Genomic DNA, 1,357 nt, shown 5'->3' with positions numbered 1-1,357 from the left:
ACCGTGACGCTGAACGCGCCGTTCTGACCGACGGTTGCTGAGTAGTTCTGACCACCGACCGAGACGGTGACCGTATCCCCTGCCGCCGCATCGCCACCGGAGCGGCCGGTGATGCTGACATCTGCTGCCGCTTCGGCGGCATTGATTACGTCATCGTCGGCGATGGTGTCCAGCGAGACCGAAACGGTCGGCAGTTCCGTGCTGGTCGAATAATTGGCCGCCGTATTGGCAGAGCCCACGTTACCCGCCGCGTCGGTATGGCTGACGTCAGCACGAATCGCATCGTTTTGTGCCAGCTGACTGCCAGGCACGTTGATCGAGAAGGTGCCATCGGCGTTGGCCGCACCGGTGAATATCTGGTCACCGACCATCAGGGTGACGAGATCACCCGCAGCGAACTCGCCGCTGACCGAGCCGGTCACCGAAATATCGCGCCCTGCCTCGTCGGCGTTGACGATGTTGTCACCGGCGATGGTGTCGAGCGTGATCGAGAGCGCCGGCGGCGTGGTGTCCACCGCGTAGTCACGGGTGGTTTCGGCACTGCCGACGTTACCCGCGGCATCGGTATGACTTACCGAGGCAGAAACGCTGTTGGCACCGGCCGACGCCAGTACCGAGCCCGGCACCGTGACGCTGAACGCGCCGTTCTGACCGACGGTTGCTGAGTAGTTCTGACCACCGACCGAGACGGTGACCGTATCCCCTGCCGCCGCATCGCCACCGGAGCGGCCGGTGATGCTGACATCTGCTGCCGCTTCGGCGGCATTGATTACGTCATCGTCGGCGATGGTGTCCAGCGAGACCGAAACGGTCGGCAGTTCCGTGCTGGTCGAATAATTGGCCGCCGTATTGGCAGAGCCCACGTTACCCGCCGCGTCGGTATGGCTGACGTCAGCACGAATCGCATCGTTTTGTGCCAGCTGACTGCCAGGCACGTTGATCGAGAAAGTGCCGTCACCGTTCACCGCACCGGTGTAGTTCTGCTGACCCACCGTCAGGGTCACGGTGTCGCCGGCAGCGTATTCACCGCTGACCGAGCCGGTCACCGGAATATCGCGACCGGACTCGTCGGCGTTGACGATGTTGTCGCCGGCAATGGTGTCGAGCGTGATCGATAGTGCCGGCGGCGTGGTGTCGACGCTATAAGGACGAGTGGTCTCGGCGCTGCCAGTATTGCCAGCGGCGTCAGTATGCGACACGGAGGCCGAGACACTGTTGGCGACGGCAGACGCCAGTACCGAACCCGGTACCGCCACGCTGAACGCACCGTTCTGGCCCACGGCCGTTGAGTAGTTCTGACCGCCGACCAGGACGGTGACGGTATCACCGGGTACGGCGTCACCGCCGGCACGGCCGG

1 protein-coding gene is annotated in these 1,357 nt (G+C 63.9%); it reads right to left on the bottom strand.

Features of this window, described 5'->3' with window-relative positions; all coding sequences use genetic code 11:
- Positions 1-1,357: Ig-like domain-containing protein (locus tag KSP9073_RS17205; RefSeq protein ID WP_114403758.1), on the bottom strand; the 1,357-nt coding region annotated here is incomplete at both ends.

This window comes from Kushneria phyllosphaerae (genome assembly GCF_900312995.1).
Taxonomy (GTDB): Bacteria; Pseudomonadota; Gammaproteobacteria; order Pseudomonadales; family Halomonadaceae; genus Kushneria; species Kushneria phyllosphaerae.
This window is presented reverse-complemented; position numbering and strand designations above follow the sequence as displayed.